This is a genomic window from bacterium, assembly GCA_040753085.1.
In the GTDB taxonomy this organism is placed as follows: domain Bacteria; phylum UBA9089; class JASEGY01; order JASEGY01; family JASEGY01; genus JASEGY01.
The window spans coordinates 20,521-35,954 of the sequence record JBFMHI010000015.1 but is presented as its reverse complement, the minus strand read 5'-3'; the positions used below and the strand labels follow the sequence as shown (position 1 = coordinate 35,954).

Here is a 15,434-nt window from a genome sequence, read left to right as displayed (position 1 = left end):
CCATGGTTCCCTCCCATTACTATCTATTTCGACCAATTAAACTAAAATCTTTAAATATTTTTCTTGAAAGAGGCTTTACGTTGTGATATAATTTCGATGCTCGATGCTCGATGCTCGATGCTCGATACTGGACACTAAATCCTTTACCAGCATCGAGCATCCAGCATCGAGTATCAAGCAGCGAGCATCCAACATCGAGCATCGAGCATCCAACATCGAGCATCGAGCATCCAACATCGAGCATCGAGCATCCAACATCGAGCATCCAGCATCGAGTATCAAACATCGAGCATCCAGCATCGAGCATCGAGTATCGAGCATCGAGCATCCAACATCGAGCATCCAGCATCGAGCATCAAGCATCGAGCATCCAGCATCGAGCATCCAACATCGAGCATCCAGCATCGAGCATCCAGCATCGAGCATCCAGCATCGAGCATCGAGCATCGAGCATCCAACATCGAGCATCGAGTATCCAGCATCGAGTATCCAGCATCGAGTATCGAGCATCCAGTGTCGAGAATCGAGCATCCAGTGTCGAGAATCGAGCATCGAGCATTATGAAACGTTTATCTTCCATCTTTTTACTATCTTCAATCTTTCTGATCTCTACCCCTTTCTTCTCCTCAGCGCAACAAGTAGATGAAAAAAATGCCCTCAAGTGGTACAACCTGGGAGAAAGAGCCTTAAGAAGAGGGGAGTTCTACATTAAAGAAGGAAAGGCCATCCTTACTCAGACCTTCCTTTTAAATAAGATTACCGCTCATGAGTTAAGGAAAAGATTTTACCAGAACAGGGTTCCTTTAACTTATTTTCTTTACATTCTTAAGGATGAATTTAACGCTTCATCTTATTTAGATTTCCAATATCTGGATGAAATTCTGGGAATTAGAGCCGCTAAAAATCTGGAGTTTGCTGAAATGGCCTTCTCGGAAGCGATAAATTTTAATCCTGATCTGGTTGATGCTTACTTTCGCAAGGCAGAAACCTTACTCGAGATGGGTTCTTTTGAAAAGGCCCTTCAGGTTTTTGCTGAGGGAGAACGCCTGGGGCTTGATCGTCTTAGTTTAATTGAGGAGCCGCCGGAACAGATAAAAGAAATTGCCGCCCAGGCTCAAAATGGTCTGGAAAGGGAAAAAGAGAGCTTAGGGACAGGCAGTCTGCCTTTTTCTTTTGAAATAGATGAAGTTTTAAAGGACTATTTCCGGTTTTACCCTAAATTAGAATTTTTCAAGGAATCAAATTCTCCCGCCTCCTCCGAGGATTTTCTTTTCTATTTTTTTCCTTCTGGTCCTGAAATCGAATTCGTCCGGGAAGCAGCCAGTCCTGCTCTCACCGAAAAATCCTTCCACCTCCCGGTGGGAAAACATATCTGTTTTTTTGATATCTGTCCGATTGAGATCGCCAAAGCGGATCAATCTTCTTTCCAGTTAGTTCTTTATGAAAATGGTGATTCCATTCCTCTCCATCCGGAGTTCGACCTCAAATTCGCCGATAATCGAGAGCCCCCCCAGCCTCTTTGGCCGGACTACTATTTCCCCCCTTGCACCGAAAGAATGAAGGGTATTCTACCCAGCCTCGTTCTGAAACAAGGCAAGACTTATAGGCTGAGACTTGAGCCTGCCGGAGATTGGTACCTGCCGAAGATGGCTTCTCCTCCTGAGATAACTGAAGTTACCTCTCTTTCTCAGGTCAAAGAAAAGCAAGAAGAAGAAACCTCACTTCCTCCCAAGATAGCCGAAGCTGAAGTTATCCCTCCTCCCCAGGTCGAAGAAAAGCCACCAAAGGAACCGCCTTCTATTTCACCGAAAGAAGAAATCTCAGAGACCAAAGGGGGAAACAAGACAGCCGTTCTGGGAGGTCTTGGTCTGGTTATTCTTCTCCTCTTGACACTAAGATAAGGTGGAGAGTGGAGAATGGAGAGAAGAGACCTGGCCACACTCCACTCTCCCCAGAAAGTGCTCGATCTGATTAAATATCTCCTCTTCCTGATCCGGGTGGAAGAGGTGGTATCTTTTATCGTTTCTTATCCAGCCCAATTGATATCTGGCCAACCGCTTAGTTCGTTTTAAAATAATAGCCTTGGCCTCAGAGAGACCGTATTCTCCTTTCAGGTATCCGATTATCTCCCGATATCCCAACCCCTCCATAGACCGAAGTTCCGGCCCAAAACCCTGATCTAATAGCCGCTGCACCTCTTCTACCAGCCCCTTTTGAATCATCTGTTCTATCCTCACCTGGAGGCGGGCAAAGAGTTCATCCCTTTCTCTGAGCAAAGCGATCATCAGCACCGAATAGTTCTGCTTGGTGGTTTTTTGGGTCTGAAGGTGAGAAATGGGCTGACCAGTAAGATAATAGACCTCAAGGGCCCTGGTGATCCGCCTCAGGTCGGCCGGGTCTAACTTAGCGGCGGTGGTGGGGTCGACTTCCTTAAGCTTTTCAGAAAGGTATTGTGGACCAAACTGGTCTGTTTCTTGGGTCAATCTCCTTCGGATTTCAGGAGAGGCCGACGGTCCTGGGAATAGGCCATCTATAATAGATCGGATATAAAGGAAAGTCCCGCCTACGAGGAGAGGGGGCTTTATCCATTTCGGATTGCAGATTGCGGATTTCGGATTTTCCCTGCCGCCTTCCGCCATCCGCATTCCGGAATGGAGCCGGTCGATCCTGGCCTCAGCCATGGCTTTAAAATCGGCCACGGTAAATTCCTCATCCGGTTTGACCACGTCAATAAGATGATGCGGCACAAGATGCCTTGCCTCGACTGAAGGCTTAGCCGTGCCAATATCCATCCCCAAATAGACCTGCCTGGAATCGGCCGAGATGATCTCCGCCCCTAATTTGAGGGCTAATTTGACGGACAAATCTGTCTTGCCGACGGCGGTTGGTCCGGTAATAACAATAAGGGGAAAACACATAGGGCGAAAACTTAAAGATCTCGTTATCGGTCATCGGTGATCGGTACTCAATTTGGCTAAACAGTTACGGCCCTCTCTCCAGTGTGAAAGCCGCCTCCAGCCTCTTTGTCCGATCAGGGCCCCCAGGCTGTCAAAGAGGAGGTCATAGAGGTCTGTCTGGCGGAGGGGAACAAAGTATTGATGGATTTCATCAGTTACGCCGTAGAGAATAGTGCCCACCATAGTCAGCACCACCCATTGGTTAGATAGCCATTTAGACTCAGAATTCTTTAATGCCCTGGCTAAGAGAAGGGCCAGAATGGTGTATTCTATTAGGTGGGCGGCTTTATCCAAACCAGGTGTCTCCAGAAGAGGGGGAACCGGCGTTTCGGAGAGAGAAGAAAGATAAAAAATGAATCCTGCCCATAAACAAACTGGAAGCCAATATCTTATCATTTCTCAGAAGTCAGAGGTCAGAAGTCAGAGGTCGGAGGTCAGGAGTCAGAAATGGTCTGTCCTCTGTCTTCTGTGTCCTCTGACTTAGAATTATTCCACTCTTTTAGCGGGAGGCGCTTTTTCTTCTTCAGGCATCTTTATCCCCTCCACCCGGACATTTACTTCTACTACCTTCAGGCCGGTTATAACTTCTACTTTGTTTTTGATCTTGGCCTGAATATTTCTGACTACCTCCGGGATAACCGGTCCGTAGTCAGCCACGATAGCCAGGTCAATAGCGGCTTCCTTTTTTCCAACCTCCACTTTTACTCCCTTGCCGATTTGACTTCGACTAAGCACCCGGGCAATGCCGTCAACTATCCCTTCGCTCATTCCAGCTACTCCGGGAACTTCAGAGGCAGCCAGACCAGCAATGGCTCCCACCACTTCGTCAGTGATAGTGGCTGTCCCCAACTTTTCTTTAATCTCCTCAGCCATTTCCAATCCCTCCTTTTTTTTCTTAGGGGGCTTTTAGCGCCTTCCCTATTTTAGTAACCGTTCAGCCACAAAGCCACGAAGAGAATGATAGAATAGCACACGGATGACACAGATTTTGGCGGATTCTCACGGATTTTTTCTAATAAATTTTTATCCGTGTCAATCCGTCTCATCCGTGTAATCCGTGTGCTATTATTGGTAATCTTTATATCTTTGTGCCTTAAGAGCTGAATAGTTACATAAATTTCCCCTCAACTTTCATTACCCCCTGAACGGTTACCTTTTTTATTACCTACGCGAACTGAAACCCAGCCTGTTTGACGGCCTTTCTGAAATCCGGGCCTTCCATATTGACTACCCGGCACATTTCATAGAGCCTTGACCTCAGACGATAGCCAATTCGGTCTACTAATCCTTCATCCCCGGAGTTAGGTTGATCCAGGATGTTAGAGGTAATAATAGTTATTTTCCTGTCGTTGTATCTTCGATTGATAATGTGAGTTATGGTATCCCGCACCCAGTCGCTCATCTTTTTTGCGCCCAATTCATCGAGGACTAAAATCTCTCTGGTTAGAACCGGTTCCAGGATGGCTGATTCAGATGCCCCGGATTCAGGAGAATAAGTAGATTGAATGGCCTTAAGCAGGTCTCTGAAATCATAAAAAATACAGGGGACGCCTTTCTGAGAAGTCAGATAACGGATAATCCCTACGGCCAGATGCGTCTTACCTACCCCGCAGTTGCCCATAAAAAGCAAGCCCACATCTATGGCCGGATATTCATGGACAAATCTTTTCGTAATCTCCCTGGCCTGGCCTAGGCTGGGGTGGTGAACCTCGAAGTTGTCAATATTACAGTGCCGGTATCTTTCCGGGATTCTGGCTTCACGTAAGAGTCTGGTTCGCCTTTTTTCCCTGTAACAGCGGCATTTTCTGGTGACTTCAAGACCATTCTCAACCACTATCTCCCATTCGGTACCATTACAGTAAGCACATGAAGACTGATTCATTTCTTCCTTAACCATCACCGACTAAAGCCACTTACATAATCCTGTTTCATGCTTATGCAAAAGCTCAGGATGAGATGGTATGACCCGGACAGAAATCATATACCGTCCACTATCCGGAGGAGAAAATATCCCTTGATAGAGATGTTTGCCTTTGGCTTGTTCTTCGATATATTTCAATGGGACAAGCAGGGGTTTTTCGATATATTTCAATGGGACAAGCAGGGGTTTTTCTTCCTCATTCTTTTTAATATAGAGTTCAATGGTGACATCTTCCGGTTGTAAGTTGGAGAGATTCGCCCATATCTTAATGGGTTTCTCTTCCCCAAAACAGAAATCCTGATCACATTCTTCGACCATAGACAGCTTGACCTCCGGCCAGGCGGCAAGAATTTTCTTCTTCCAGGAGGCTATTTCCCGGGCCACGGCGTAGTTGTCTGCTCTACTTTTCCGGCTGGAATCAGAGGCTTTAATATAACATTTGCGGGTATATTCTCTAACCATTCGATCCGTATTGTATACCGGCGCAATCGTCCTCAATGATTTTTTTGATCGTTTAATCCAGCCCGAAGAATACCCTTTTTCTTCCCTTTGATAATACAGGGGAATAATTTCCTCTTCCAGCAAAGAATATAAGGAATCACTATCATACATATCCTGCCTGGCCTCATCCTCATACTCCCGGTCATCTCCAATAACCCAGCCGTTATTATCTTGAGCCGCTTCAGCCCACCATCCGTCCAGTATACTGAGATTGATGCCGCCATTTATAGCCACCTTTTGACCGCTGGTTCCACTAGCTTCATAAGGGCGCCTCGGGGTATTCAACCAGACATCCGCCCCGGAGACTAAACACCGGGCAATATTAATATCATAGTTCTCTGCCAAAACTATTAGCCTCCGGAATTCGCTCTGTTGAGAAATATTATATATCTGCCGAATAATATCCTGGGCCGGCTGGTCAGCCGGATGCGCCTTCCCCGCGAATACAATCTGAACAGGCCGTTCAGGATGGGTCACAATCCTTTTCAATCGCTCCATGTCCCTGAAAAGAAGATTGGCCCGCTTGTAAGTGGCAAACCGGCGGGCAAATCCAATGGTCAGAATATCCGGGTCTAAAATATTTTCTATCTCACGAATCTCAGTAGTCGCGGCGCCGTTTCGAATCCGTTGTCTTTTCAGATTAGCCCGAATAACCTCAATCATCCGGCGTTTGAGCTCCTTACGCACTCCCCAGTAAATATCATCAGGGATGGCCTTCACCTTTTCCCAGAACTCTATTTCTGAAAGGTTGCTTCGCCATTCCTGGCCCAGATACTGGTCGAATAAATCCGCCATAGGTGGGGCAATCCAAGTGAAGGTATGGATGCCATTGGTGATATGAAAAATGGGATTCTCATCTATGGGTATACCCGGCCACAACCGTTCCCACATCTTACTGGTTATCTTGCTGTGAAGGAGACTTACCCCATTGGTATAATTAGCCAACTGAAAGGCCAACCGCGTCAGATTAAACAGCTTCGTGCCTCTTCTTTCTTCCAGCCCCAGGGCCATAAATTCATCCCGGGTTAAACCGACCTCCTCCCAGTAATGTTTGAAATAATACTCCTTTATCTCCAAGGGGAAGACATCATGCCCAGCCGGGACAGGGGTGTGCGTGGTAAAGACAGTCGTAGCCCGAAACACCTCCAGGGCTTCATAAAAGTTTAAGCCCTGTTCTTTCACCATGCTGCGAATTCGTTCAAACCCCATTAACACTGAATGCCCTTCATTTATATGCCATACAGTAGGATTCAGGCCCATGGCCTGCAGGACACGGACTCCGCCCATACCCAGTATAATCTCCTGAGAGATCCGGGTGGCCATGTCCCCGCCATAAAGGTTATGGGTAATAAGCCTGTCTTTCTCATTATTTCGCTCAATATCCGTATCAAGCAGATAAAGGGATATTCGTCCAATCTTTGCCTCCCAGACATTTACATATACATCCCGGCCGGTTACGTCAACCGCCACGATTAATGGTTTTCCTTCCTGGTCCAGCACCCGCTGAATGGGAATCTTATGGAAGTCATTATCAATATATTCCGCAATCTGATTCCCATAACCATCAATCTTTTGAGTAAAATATCCACGCCGGTAAAGCAAGCCTACGGCCACAAAGGGCAAACCCAGGTCACTGGCGGCCTTGCAATGATCCGCCGACAAAATACCCAGCCCGCCGGAATAAATGGCCAGTGATTCATGTAGCCCATATTCCGCCGCGAAATAGGCAATAAGCTCGTCCTTTTCTCGGTGGCCAAATCGATGAGCATACCAGGTTTTCTGCCGCAACATGTAATGGTCAAAGCTGGCCATTACCTTATTGTATTCAAGCAGATAGGTGCGATCCCTGCCTGCTTTTTCCAGCTTATGCTGGCTGACCTCGTTGAGAAATTCAACCGGATTATGTCTCACCTTTCTCCAAAGGGGTCGGTCAAGAGAAGAAAAAAGCCATAATGCCTCCGGATTCCAGGAAAACCAGAAGTTGTAAGCAATTTCCCTGATTCGTTCAATCTCTTTGGGAATAATGGGTTGGACGTGTAATTCTATGGTCTTGGGCATTTATTATCTCCTTTTATGGGAGGACGTGTCTCCGCTCACTTTATCTATTCGGCCCCCTGGTTGGTAATATAGCCTATCGGAAAGGTTAAGTCAAGTAGAAAGTTTAGCGGTCGGGTGTAAAAAATGAAAATCTCCCAGGCGTATCCGGCAGAGAAAAAATTCATTCTTCACGGCGGCACTCGAACAAATTTGCTTGACAAGCGCGCTGAATTATGATATAGAAAAAGGCGTAACTACTCAGGTGGATAGGCTGAAGGCTATTGAACTTCAGCCCTCAGCCTTCGGTCTTAAAAGCCTTCCACCTTTAGTCTATTCACCTAACCCTTAATTCTCAAAGGAGGTATCCAATGAAAAGAAACTGTGTCCTGGTGTATTTGACCTTAGCCATCCTTTTGATCCCGACCTGGCTTAAGGCGGCTGACTGGTGGAATGCCAACTATAGTTACAGGCGAAATGTAACTATCACCAATAATGGTTCTTCTAATTTGGAGGCCGGTTATTCGCTTAAGGTTAGTCTGAATACAGCCAGTTTAGTTACAGCCGGTAAAATGTTAGCCACGGGAAATGATCTGCGCCTTGTCTACTGGAATGGGACTTCTAATCAGGAATTGGACAGGGATTTAATTAACCCCAATACGACGGCCACGGATGTCTGGTTTAAAACCCAGGTGGTTATTGGAGGAAGCAGCTCTGACACCAGCTATTATATCTATTATGGTTTTCCAGGAGCAGGTAGCCCGCCCGCCAGTAAAAATCAGGTTTATATGTTTTTTGATGATTTCAACGAGGGGAATGCTGACGGATGGACGCCCATTTTCGGATCATGGAGTGTCATTGGTGGTGAATATGTCCAAACGAGCACTGTAGGGAGACCCATTACTTATGCGGGGGATGCCGCCTGGACGGATTATGTTTTAGAGGCAACCGGGGTAATGACCGGCGGATATCCTGTCCTGGAATTTATGGGCCGGTATACAGATACGCTTCATTATTACTTGTTAGGGCTTAATAATAATCTGGACAACAATGGTGAGGGGCCGGGTTTTGAATTGCATGTAATGAATGGGGGGATGACACAGTTATCTGCCCCGGATGGGTCGACTTTTTCTCTGGGAACTTATTACCGAATGAAACTTGCCCTTGTCGGGACGCAGTTGAAAGCAAGGTATTGGCCGGTAGGCGGTTCGGAACCGGCCGGATGGATGATAGAGATCGGCGACTCTGCCTTGTCGGCAGGGAGGATAGCCCTGAATGGCTATGGAACAAGCACCAAGTGGGACGATATTCAGGTCCGCAAGTATAGTCTAATAGAAAATAGTGGCCATCTTGCCGTGATGGCCGGTTCGGAAGAACAAAAAGGCGTGACGGATACCGATGGTGACGGCATTCCGGATACGGCCGATAATTGCCCCTCTACTCCCAATCCGGGTCAAACAGACACGGACACCGACGGGATAGGCGATGCCTGTGATACGGACGATGACAACGACGGCGTGTTAGATGGCGCAGATAATTGTCCGCTGGTCTTCAACCCGGGTCAGACAGATACGGATACCGACGGGATAGGCGATGTCTGTGATACGGACGATGACAACGACGGGGTATTGGATGGGGCAGATAATTGTCCGCTGGTCTTCAACCCGGCTCAGACAGACACGGACACCGACGGGATAGGTGATGCCTGTGATACGGACGATGACAACGACGGGGTGTTGGACGGGGCAGATAACTGTCCGCTGGTCTTCAACCCGGGTCAGACAGACACGGACACCGACGGGATAGGCGATGCCTGCGAATATGACAGCGATGGTGACGGTGCCCCGGACACGGCTGACAATTGCCCCTCTATTCCCAATCCGGGTCAGACAGACACGGACACCGACGGGATAGGCGATGCCTGTGATACAGACGATGACAACGACGGGGTATTGGATGGAGTAGATAATTGTCCACTGGTGTCCAATCCTGGTCAGACTGACACGGATAGTGATGGAATAGGCGATGCCTGCGAATATGACAGCGATGGTGACGGTGCCCCGGACACGGCTGACAATTGCCCCTCTACTCCCAATCCGGGTCAGACAGACACGGATACCGACGGCATAGGAGACGCCTGCGACACGGACGATGACAACGACGGCCTCCTGGATGGGGCAGATAATTGTCCACTGGTGTCTAATCCCGGTCAGACTGACACAGATACCGATGGCATAGGCGATGCCTGTGATACAGATGATGACAACGACGGGGTGTTGGATGGAGTAGATAATTGTCCACTGGTATCTAATCCAGGGCAGGAAGACACGGATGGTGATGGAACAGGTGATGTCTGCGACAGCACTCCAGCCCTGATCCCAAGTATGACAGGTTGGGGTATCATAGCGGCGGTAATAATAATGAGTGTGCTTATGGTAAGGGCGTTAAGAAGGAGAGATCAGGGTCACCCCGTCATTAGATAGCCTGGCTGCACCGCACCACCGTCCCCCATCTACCCAAGAGCTGCCAGAGAGGGATCACGGAGACGGTCTCCGGAATTTTGGTAAAGCCAGGGGGAATTGAACTTCAGCCTTCAGCCTATTTACCTGAGTAGTTACTTTAAAAGATGCTCTGAATGGCTGATTGAGCTAAGGATAGAAAGGGATTAGGATAGATACCCAGAAGCAAGGTGAGCAAGACGGATATGAGAAGGGCTAACCCTAAGGGGAGTGAAATGGGGATGGGCTGGGGATCAATAGGTTCGACTAAATACATTGCTTTGATTACCCTGAAATAATAGTAAACAGAAACAATACTGAAGATGACTCCACAAACAGGCAGCCCGATAAGCCAGAGTCTTTCCGCCGAAAGAGCTTCAGAAATAGCTCCGGCAAAGATATAGAATTTACCTATAAACCCCCCCAGAGGAGGGATACCAGCCAGAGATACTAATGACAACAACATACCTAAGGCCAGTAAAGGCGAGCGCTTGCTCAATCCTGCATAGTCGGAAATAGTGTGGAGGCCGCTATGTTTGGAAAAGGCAATGATGACTAAAAAGGCCCCCAAATTAGCGGTGGCATAGGCCAGTAAGTAGAAGAGGACAGAGGCAAGAGATAACCGGCTGGTTACGGCTAAACCGATCAGAATATAGCCGGCGTGGGCAATAGAGGAGTAAGCCAGCATCCGCTTAATATCAGTCTGCGGAATGGCTGAGAGGTTGCCGATGGACATAGAGAGAACCGCCAGGACAGCCATAATGGGGATCCAATGGGATTCAACATCTCCCAGTCCACCCACAAAAAACCGAAGCAAGATGACAAATCCAGCTACCTTAGAGGCCGTAGCCAGAAAAGCCGTTATCGGGGTGGGGGCGCCTTCGTAAGTATCCGGCGCCCACATATGAAAAGGCACCGAAGCAATTTTGAAGCCAAAACCAGCCGTCAGGAAGATACAACTGATAAAAAGAATGGGTTGGGTGGAGTAATTCCTGATAGAACCGGCTATTTCATAAAGCACCGTTGTTCCCGTGAGACCGTAGAGAAGACTTATTCCATAAAGCAAGATTACCGCTGAGACAAGTCCCACCAGGAGATATTTCACCCCGGCTTCAGTTGATTTAGGTTCGTGTTTAAAATAAGCCGCCAGAACAATACAGGTTAAGGTGGCCAATTCCAGGGAGATAAATATAGTGATCAGTTCGGCGGCTGAGGAGATAAGCATCATCCCCAGGGTAGCCAAGAGAAGCAGTCCATAATATTCTCCCTCATATTTAGTATTCCCCTTGATGTAATCAAAGGAGGACATAATAATAAGGATAGCTATCCCTAATAGGACTTGCTTGGAGAAGACGCTTAAAGAATCAATCACATAGAGGTGACCAAACAACTCACCCTCTCCGAGGCTAATGGTGGCGTAGAAAGCGGCGCTCAGACCAAGAATGCCAAGCCCACCCAGGACCTCTCTTTCAGATTCCTCGCCCCAAATAAGGTCTAAACCGAAAACCAATAAAGCCGTAATAAGCACTATTATCTCCGGCCCTAAGAGGGGCCAATCTATCCACGTCCAGTTCAATTCTCTTTTCCTCCCTAATCAGAATACAGACTATTTATCTGACATCTTTGTTCTGTAATCTGTCCTCTTCGCCTATTGAAACCTGGGGATGAGATGAGTCATGGTCGTATTCATCACGTCTAATATCAGTCTGGGATAGAGTCCCAGGAGGACAATAAGTACCATCAGGGGAAGCAGGGAAATCCACTCCCTGAAGTTTACATCAGTAAGTTCGGCCCACCTGGGGTTGAGTCCGCCCATAAATATGCGCTGGAACATCCATAAGAGATATACAGCCGACAAAAGCACCCCTAAGACAGCACCCGCCGTAATAATAGGGAAGGTCGGAAAGGCGCCCACGAAACACAATAGTTCGCTAATAAAGCCGGCTAGACCTGGCAGGCCCAGAGAGGCCATCACGGCCACGCCCATCAGCCCGGTATAAGCCGGCATGCGTTCGCCAATCCCACCAAAACCGTCAATATCCCGGATATGCGCCCGGTCATAGATCACCCCAACTAACATAAAGAGGGAGCCGGTGATGAGGCCATGATTGAACATTTGAAGCAAAGCGCCGTTAAAGCCGGTTACTGTTAAGGCCGACATGCCCAACAAGACGTAGCCCATGTGAGAAACACTGGAATAGGCGATCATCTTCTTCAAATCGCTCTGGCCCATAGCCGTAAAGGCCCCGTAAAGGATGTTTATCAGAGCCAACACGGCCAGATAGTTAGCAAAATATAGGGTGGCCTCGGGGAGGATAGGAAAACAGACCCTCATCAGCCCGTAAGCCCCCATCTTGAGCAGGACCCCGGCCAGGATGACAGAACCGGCCGTGGGGGCTTCCACATGGGCATCAGGAAGCCAGGTGTGAAAGGGAAAGATGGGCACCTTGATCGCAAAGCCTAAAAAGAGGGCCACATAAACTACCTTCTGAAATAAAATCATGCCTTTAAACGGAGTCCCTTGGGATAGCTCAATGATATTAAAGGTATGCGGGTCACTGGTGAAGTAGATGCCCAGCAAGCCGAGGAGCATAAATACACTGCCTACCACGGTATAAATAATAAATTTTAGGGCCGCATATTCTTTCCGGGGACCACCCCAGATTCCAATGATAAAATACATAGGAATAAGCACCAATTCCCAGAAAATATAAAAGAGAAAAAGGTCAAGGGCCACAAAGACCCCCATCATACCTGTCTCTAAGATAAGAAAGAGGGCGAAATATTCCTTCACCCCCGTCTTAATATTCCAGGAGATAGTTACGGCTACCAAAGATAGCAGGCTGGTAACAATCACCATTGGCAGCCCAAGACCATCTACGCCGACATAGTAGCTAATACCCAGGCTGGGAATCCAGTCTATTTTCTCGGCAAATTGGATCTCAGAGATGGATGGATCAAAGCAATAGTAAAGCCAACCCGCCAGACCGAAGGGAATGGCGGCTCCAATAGTGGCCATAGTCTTAATCGCCCACGCCTTGTCCCGGTCCATCAGCAGAATGATCAAGCCTCCGATGAGGGGAACAAAGACAATCAATGAAAGAAGCATGATAACTCCTTTTACAGCAGCTTGGCCAACAGGAAGACCAGCATACCCATAAAGATGATAAGTATATAGTTCTGAACCAGGCCAGTCTGGAAGGTTCTTATTCCCCGGCCCAAGGCTACCGTGGTCCAGGCCGTGCCATTGACTAAACCGTCAATCACATACTGGTCAAAGAGGGAAGAAAGCCAGGCTAGAGCTAAGGTAAGCCTGATGGCGGTGAGACCATAAAACTCATCTATCCAATATTTGTGGAAGAAAAGACTATGAAGCCTGGAAAAGGTCTGGGCAATGGATTCGTAGGATACCCACCTGACCTTATAGATGATCCAGGCCGTGGCTATGCCTAAGGCAGCCATAGCTAAGGAAAGATACATTACGCCGTGACCGCCGTGCCCAGCTTCTACCTTAGGCATCCCTTCAAAGTGGATAAATTTATGTATCCAGCCGCCCATCCAGGGTGAGCCAGGCAGACCAGCTACTACCGCCAGGACGGCAAGTATTATCATGGGAATGGTCATCACGGCAGGGGACTCGTGGGCATGTGAGCCTTCCTTTTCTTCCCCTGTAAAGACCACAAACCAGAGCCTGAAGGTATAAAAGGCCGTTAAGAAAACAGTAATGATGGCCGTCGTGAAGAGTAAGGTGTGTCCTGAATTATGAACCGCCAACAGGATTTCATCCTTGCTCCAGAAGCCGGCTAATGGTGGGATGCCTGCCAGGGAAAGGCTTCCTAACAAGAAGACTATGGCGGTAATCTTCATTGGCTTAAAAAGTCCGCCTGCCTCCCAGATGTCCTGGGAATGAATCGCATGGATAACACTGCCGGCCGCCAAAAAGAGAAGGGCCTTAAAGAAGGCATGCGTCATCAGGTGAAAAAGCCCGGCCGTATAACCACCACAGCCTAAAGCCAGCATCATATAGCCTAACTGGCTGAGGGTTGAATAGGCCACAATCCGCTTGATATCATTCTGGGCTACGGCAATAGTCCCCGCCAAGATGGCTGTAAAACCACCAATATAGGCTACTACTACCATGGCCTGGTCTGAACCGGCAAATAGTCCAAAGAGCCGGCCAACCAGATAGACGCCAGCCGCTACCATAGTAGCCGCATGAATTAAGGCGCTGACCGGTGTCGGACCTTCCATCGCATCCGGCAGCCAGACATGGAGTGGAAACTGGGCGCTCTTACCTACCGCTCCACAGAAGATCAAGACGGCAATGAAAGTCACCAGAGCGGGTGAAAGAGTTCCGAGTCGAAGAAATTCCTCTACTTGCAAGAAATTAAAGGTCTGCGCATAAGAGAAAAGCAGCAGAATTCCAATCATAAACCCCACATCACCAACCCGGGTAGTGATAAAGGCCTTCTTGCCAGCGGCGGCCGCCTCCGGTTTTTGATACCAGAAGCCGATCAAGGCATAAGAACATAATCCCACCAGTTCCCAACCAATAAAAATCTCAATGAAGTTATTGGCTACAACCAGGGTAAGCATAGAAAAGGTAAACAGGGAAAGGAAGGCATAATATCTGGAAAGCCCTGGATCACCATGCATATACCCCAGGGAGTAAATCTGGATAAGAAGGCTGACCAGGGTAACTACCACCACCATCATTCCGGTCAGGGGATCAATCAGTATACCCAGTTCAATGCCAATTCGACCGGTTCTAAACCACTCCATAGATATCTCGACTGTCTTGGGATGGGTCATCAGGTAGAAGAAGAGCTTACCTGAAAGGATAAAAGAGACAAAGACAGTTAAAATAGAGAGGTAAGCAGACAGGGTCTTAGCCTTGCGGGTGAAGAAGATAATGACACAAAAGGTAATTAAAGGTAATAGTGGTATCCACCAGACGTAATTAAGCATGCGCTTACCCTTTCAAAGGACCTAAGGGACATAAAGGACCTAAGGGACCTAAGGGACCTAAGGGACCTAAGGGACCTAAGGACACGAAAAATTACCGCCATCTGCAATCCGCGATTCGCAATTCGCGATTCGCGATTCACAATCCGCGATTCGCAATTCACAATCCGCGATTCGCAATCCGCAATGGAGCTACCCTTTCATCAGGTTTATCTCATCACAGTTGACAGTCTTGGCCGAGCGATAGATATTATTAATGATCGCCAGTCCCACGGCGGCCTCAGCCGCCGCAATAGTGATCGTAAAGATGGTAAATATCTGACCGGCCAGTAAGGCCGGCGTAATAAAATGAGAAAAGCCCACCAGATTGATATTAACTGAGTTCAACATCAGCTCGATAGAGAGCAATATCCCCAGGGCGTTTCGTCTGGTGAGAACGCCATAGAGACCAATAGAAAATATTATAGCGGATAAAGTAAGATAATGTGACAGTTCCATCTTGTTTCTCCCTCGTAACTGCTCAGGTGGATAGGCTTCCGCCTTCAGCCTTCCGCTTTC

The 15,434-nt window shown here is 47.9% G+C and carries 13 protein-coding genes; 2 read left to right on the top strand and 11 right to left on the bottom strand.

From position 1 onward, the window contains the following. Positions 1-75 precede the first annotated feature (75 nt). Positions 76-447: a hypothetical protein gene (locus tag AB1797_03535; protein ID MEW5766685.1), complete on the bottom strand. Its 372-nt coding sequence runs from the start codon at positions 445-447 to the stop codon at positions 76-78. Continuing rightward, positions 356-559 carry a hypothetical protein gene (locus tag AB1797_03530; protein MEW5766684.1) on the bottom strand — a complete coding sequence of 68 codons (204 nt, stop codon included), beginning with the start codon at positions 557-559 and terminating at the stop codon, positions 356-358. The genes AB1797_03535 and AB1797_03530 overlap by 92 nt, the downstream gene beginning before the upstream one ends. Before the next feature lies 1 nt (position 560). On the opposite strand from AB1797_03530, the gene AB1797_03525 reads away from it, so the two are divergent. Next, positions 561-1,901 carry a tetratricopeptide repeat protein gene (locus AB1797_03525; GenBank protein MEW5766683.1) on the top strand — a complete coding sequence of 447 codons (1,341 nt, stop codon included), beginning with the start codon at positions 561-563 and terminating at the stop codon, positions 1,899-1,901. Here the strand turns inward: AB1797_03525 and miaA are convergent. From miaA to glgP, 5 genes are all read right to left on the bottom strand, one after another. Beyond that, complete coding sequence (gene miaA / locus AB1797_03520) at positions 1,893-2,918, bottom strand: tRNA (adenosine(37)-N6)-dimethylallyltransferase MiaA (protein MEW5766682.1); 1,026 nt, start codon at positions 2,916-2,918, stop codon at positions 1,893-1,895. The genes AB1797_03525 and miaA overlap by 9 nt on opposite strands. A 30-nt stretch (positions 2,919-2,948) precedes the next feature. After that, entirely contained in the window at positions 2,949-3,353 is a 405-nt protein-coding gene (locus AB1797_03515; GenBank protein MEW5766681.1) for a VanZ family protein, read from the bottom strand. Positions 3,354-3,443: 90 nt separating this feature from the next. Further along, the gene (locus AB1797_03510; GenBank protein MEW5766680.1) at positions 3,444-3,830 is read right to left on the bottom strand and encodes an Asp23/Gls24 family envelope stress response protein; all 387 of its coding nucleotides are present in this window, start codon (positions 3,828-3,830) and stop codon (positions 3,444-3,446) included. Positions 3,831-4,122: 292 nt separating this feature from the next. Continuing rightward, on the bottom strand, positions 4,123-4,854 hold the full coding sequence (locus AB1797_03505) for an ATP-binding protein (protein MEW5766679.1): 732 nt from the start codon (positions 4,852-4,854) through the stop codon (positions 4,123-4,125). Positions 4,855-4,860: 6 nt separating this feature from the next. Then, on the bottom strand, positions 4,861-7,437 hold the full coding sequence (glgP, locus tag AB1797_03500; GenBank protein ID MEW5766678.1) for an alpha-glucan family phosphorylase: 2,577 nt from the start codon (positions 7,435-7,437) through the stop codon (positions 4,861-4,863). A 347-nt stretch (positions 7,438-7,784) separates the two neighbouring features. Here glgP and AB1797_03495 point away from each other — a divergent pair, with 347 nt between their 5' ends. Next, positions 7,785-9,896, top strand: a complete 2,112-nt coding sequence (locus AB1797_03495) for a DUF2341 domain-containing protein (protein MEW5766677.1) — start codon at positions 7,785-7,787, stop codon at positions 9,894-9,896. A gap of 136 nt (positions 9,897-10,032) precedes the next feature. On the opposite strand, the gene AB1797_03490 is transcribed toward AB1797_03495, so the two are convergent. From AB1797_03490 to nuoK, 4 genes are all read right to left on the bottom strand, one after another. Beyond that, complete coding sequence (locus tag AB1797_03490) at positions 10,033-11,487, bottom strand: NADH-quinone oxidoreductase subunit N (GenBank protein ID MEW5766676.1); 1,455 nt, start codon at positions 11,485-11,487, stop codon at positions 10,033-10,035. A 72-nt stretch (positions 11,488-11,559) separates the two neighbouring features. Continuing rightward, a complete protein-coding gene (locus AB1797_03485) occupies positions 11,560-13,020 on the bottom strand; it encodes an NADH-quinone oxidoreductase subunit M (protein ID MEW5766675.1) in 1,461 nt (486 codons plus the stop codon). 11 nt (positions 13,021-13,031) lie between these two features. Then, positions 13,032-14,879, bottom strand: coding sequence for an NADH-quinone oxidoreductase subunit L (gene nuoL / locus AB1797_03480; protein ID MEW5766674.1), 1,848 nt, complete (start codon positions 14,877-14,879; stop codon positions 13,032-13,034). A gap of 189 nt (positions 14,880-15,068) precedes the next feature. Then, complete coding sequence (gene nuoK, locus AB1797_03475) at positions 15,069-15,374, bottom strand: NADH-quinone oxidoreductase subunit NuoK (GenBank protein ID MEW5766673.1); 306 nt, start codon at positions 15,372-15,374, stop codon at positions 15,069-15,071. Positions 15,375-15,434 lie beyond the last annotated feature (60 nt).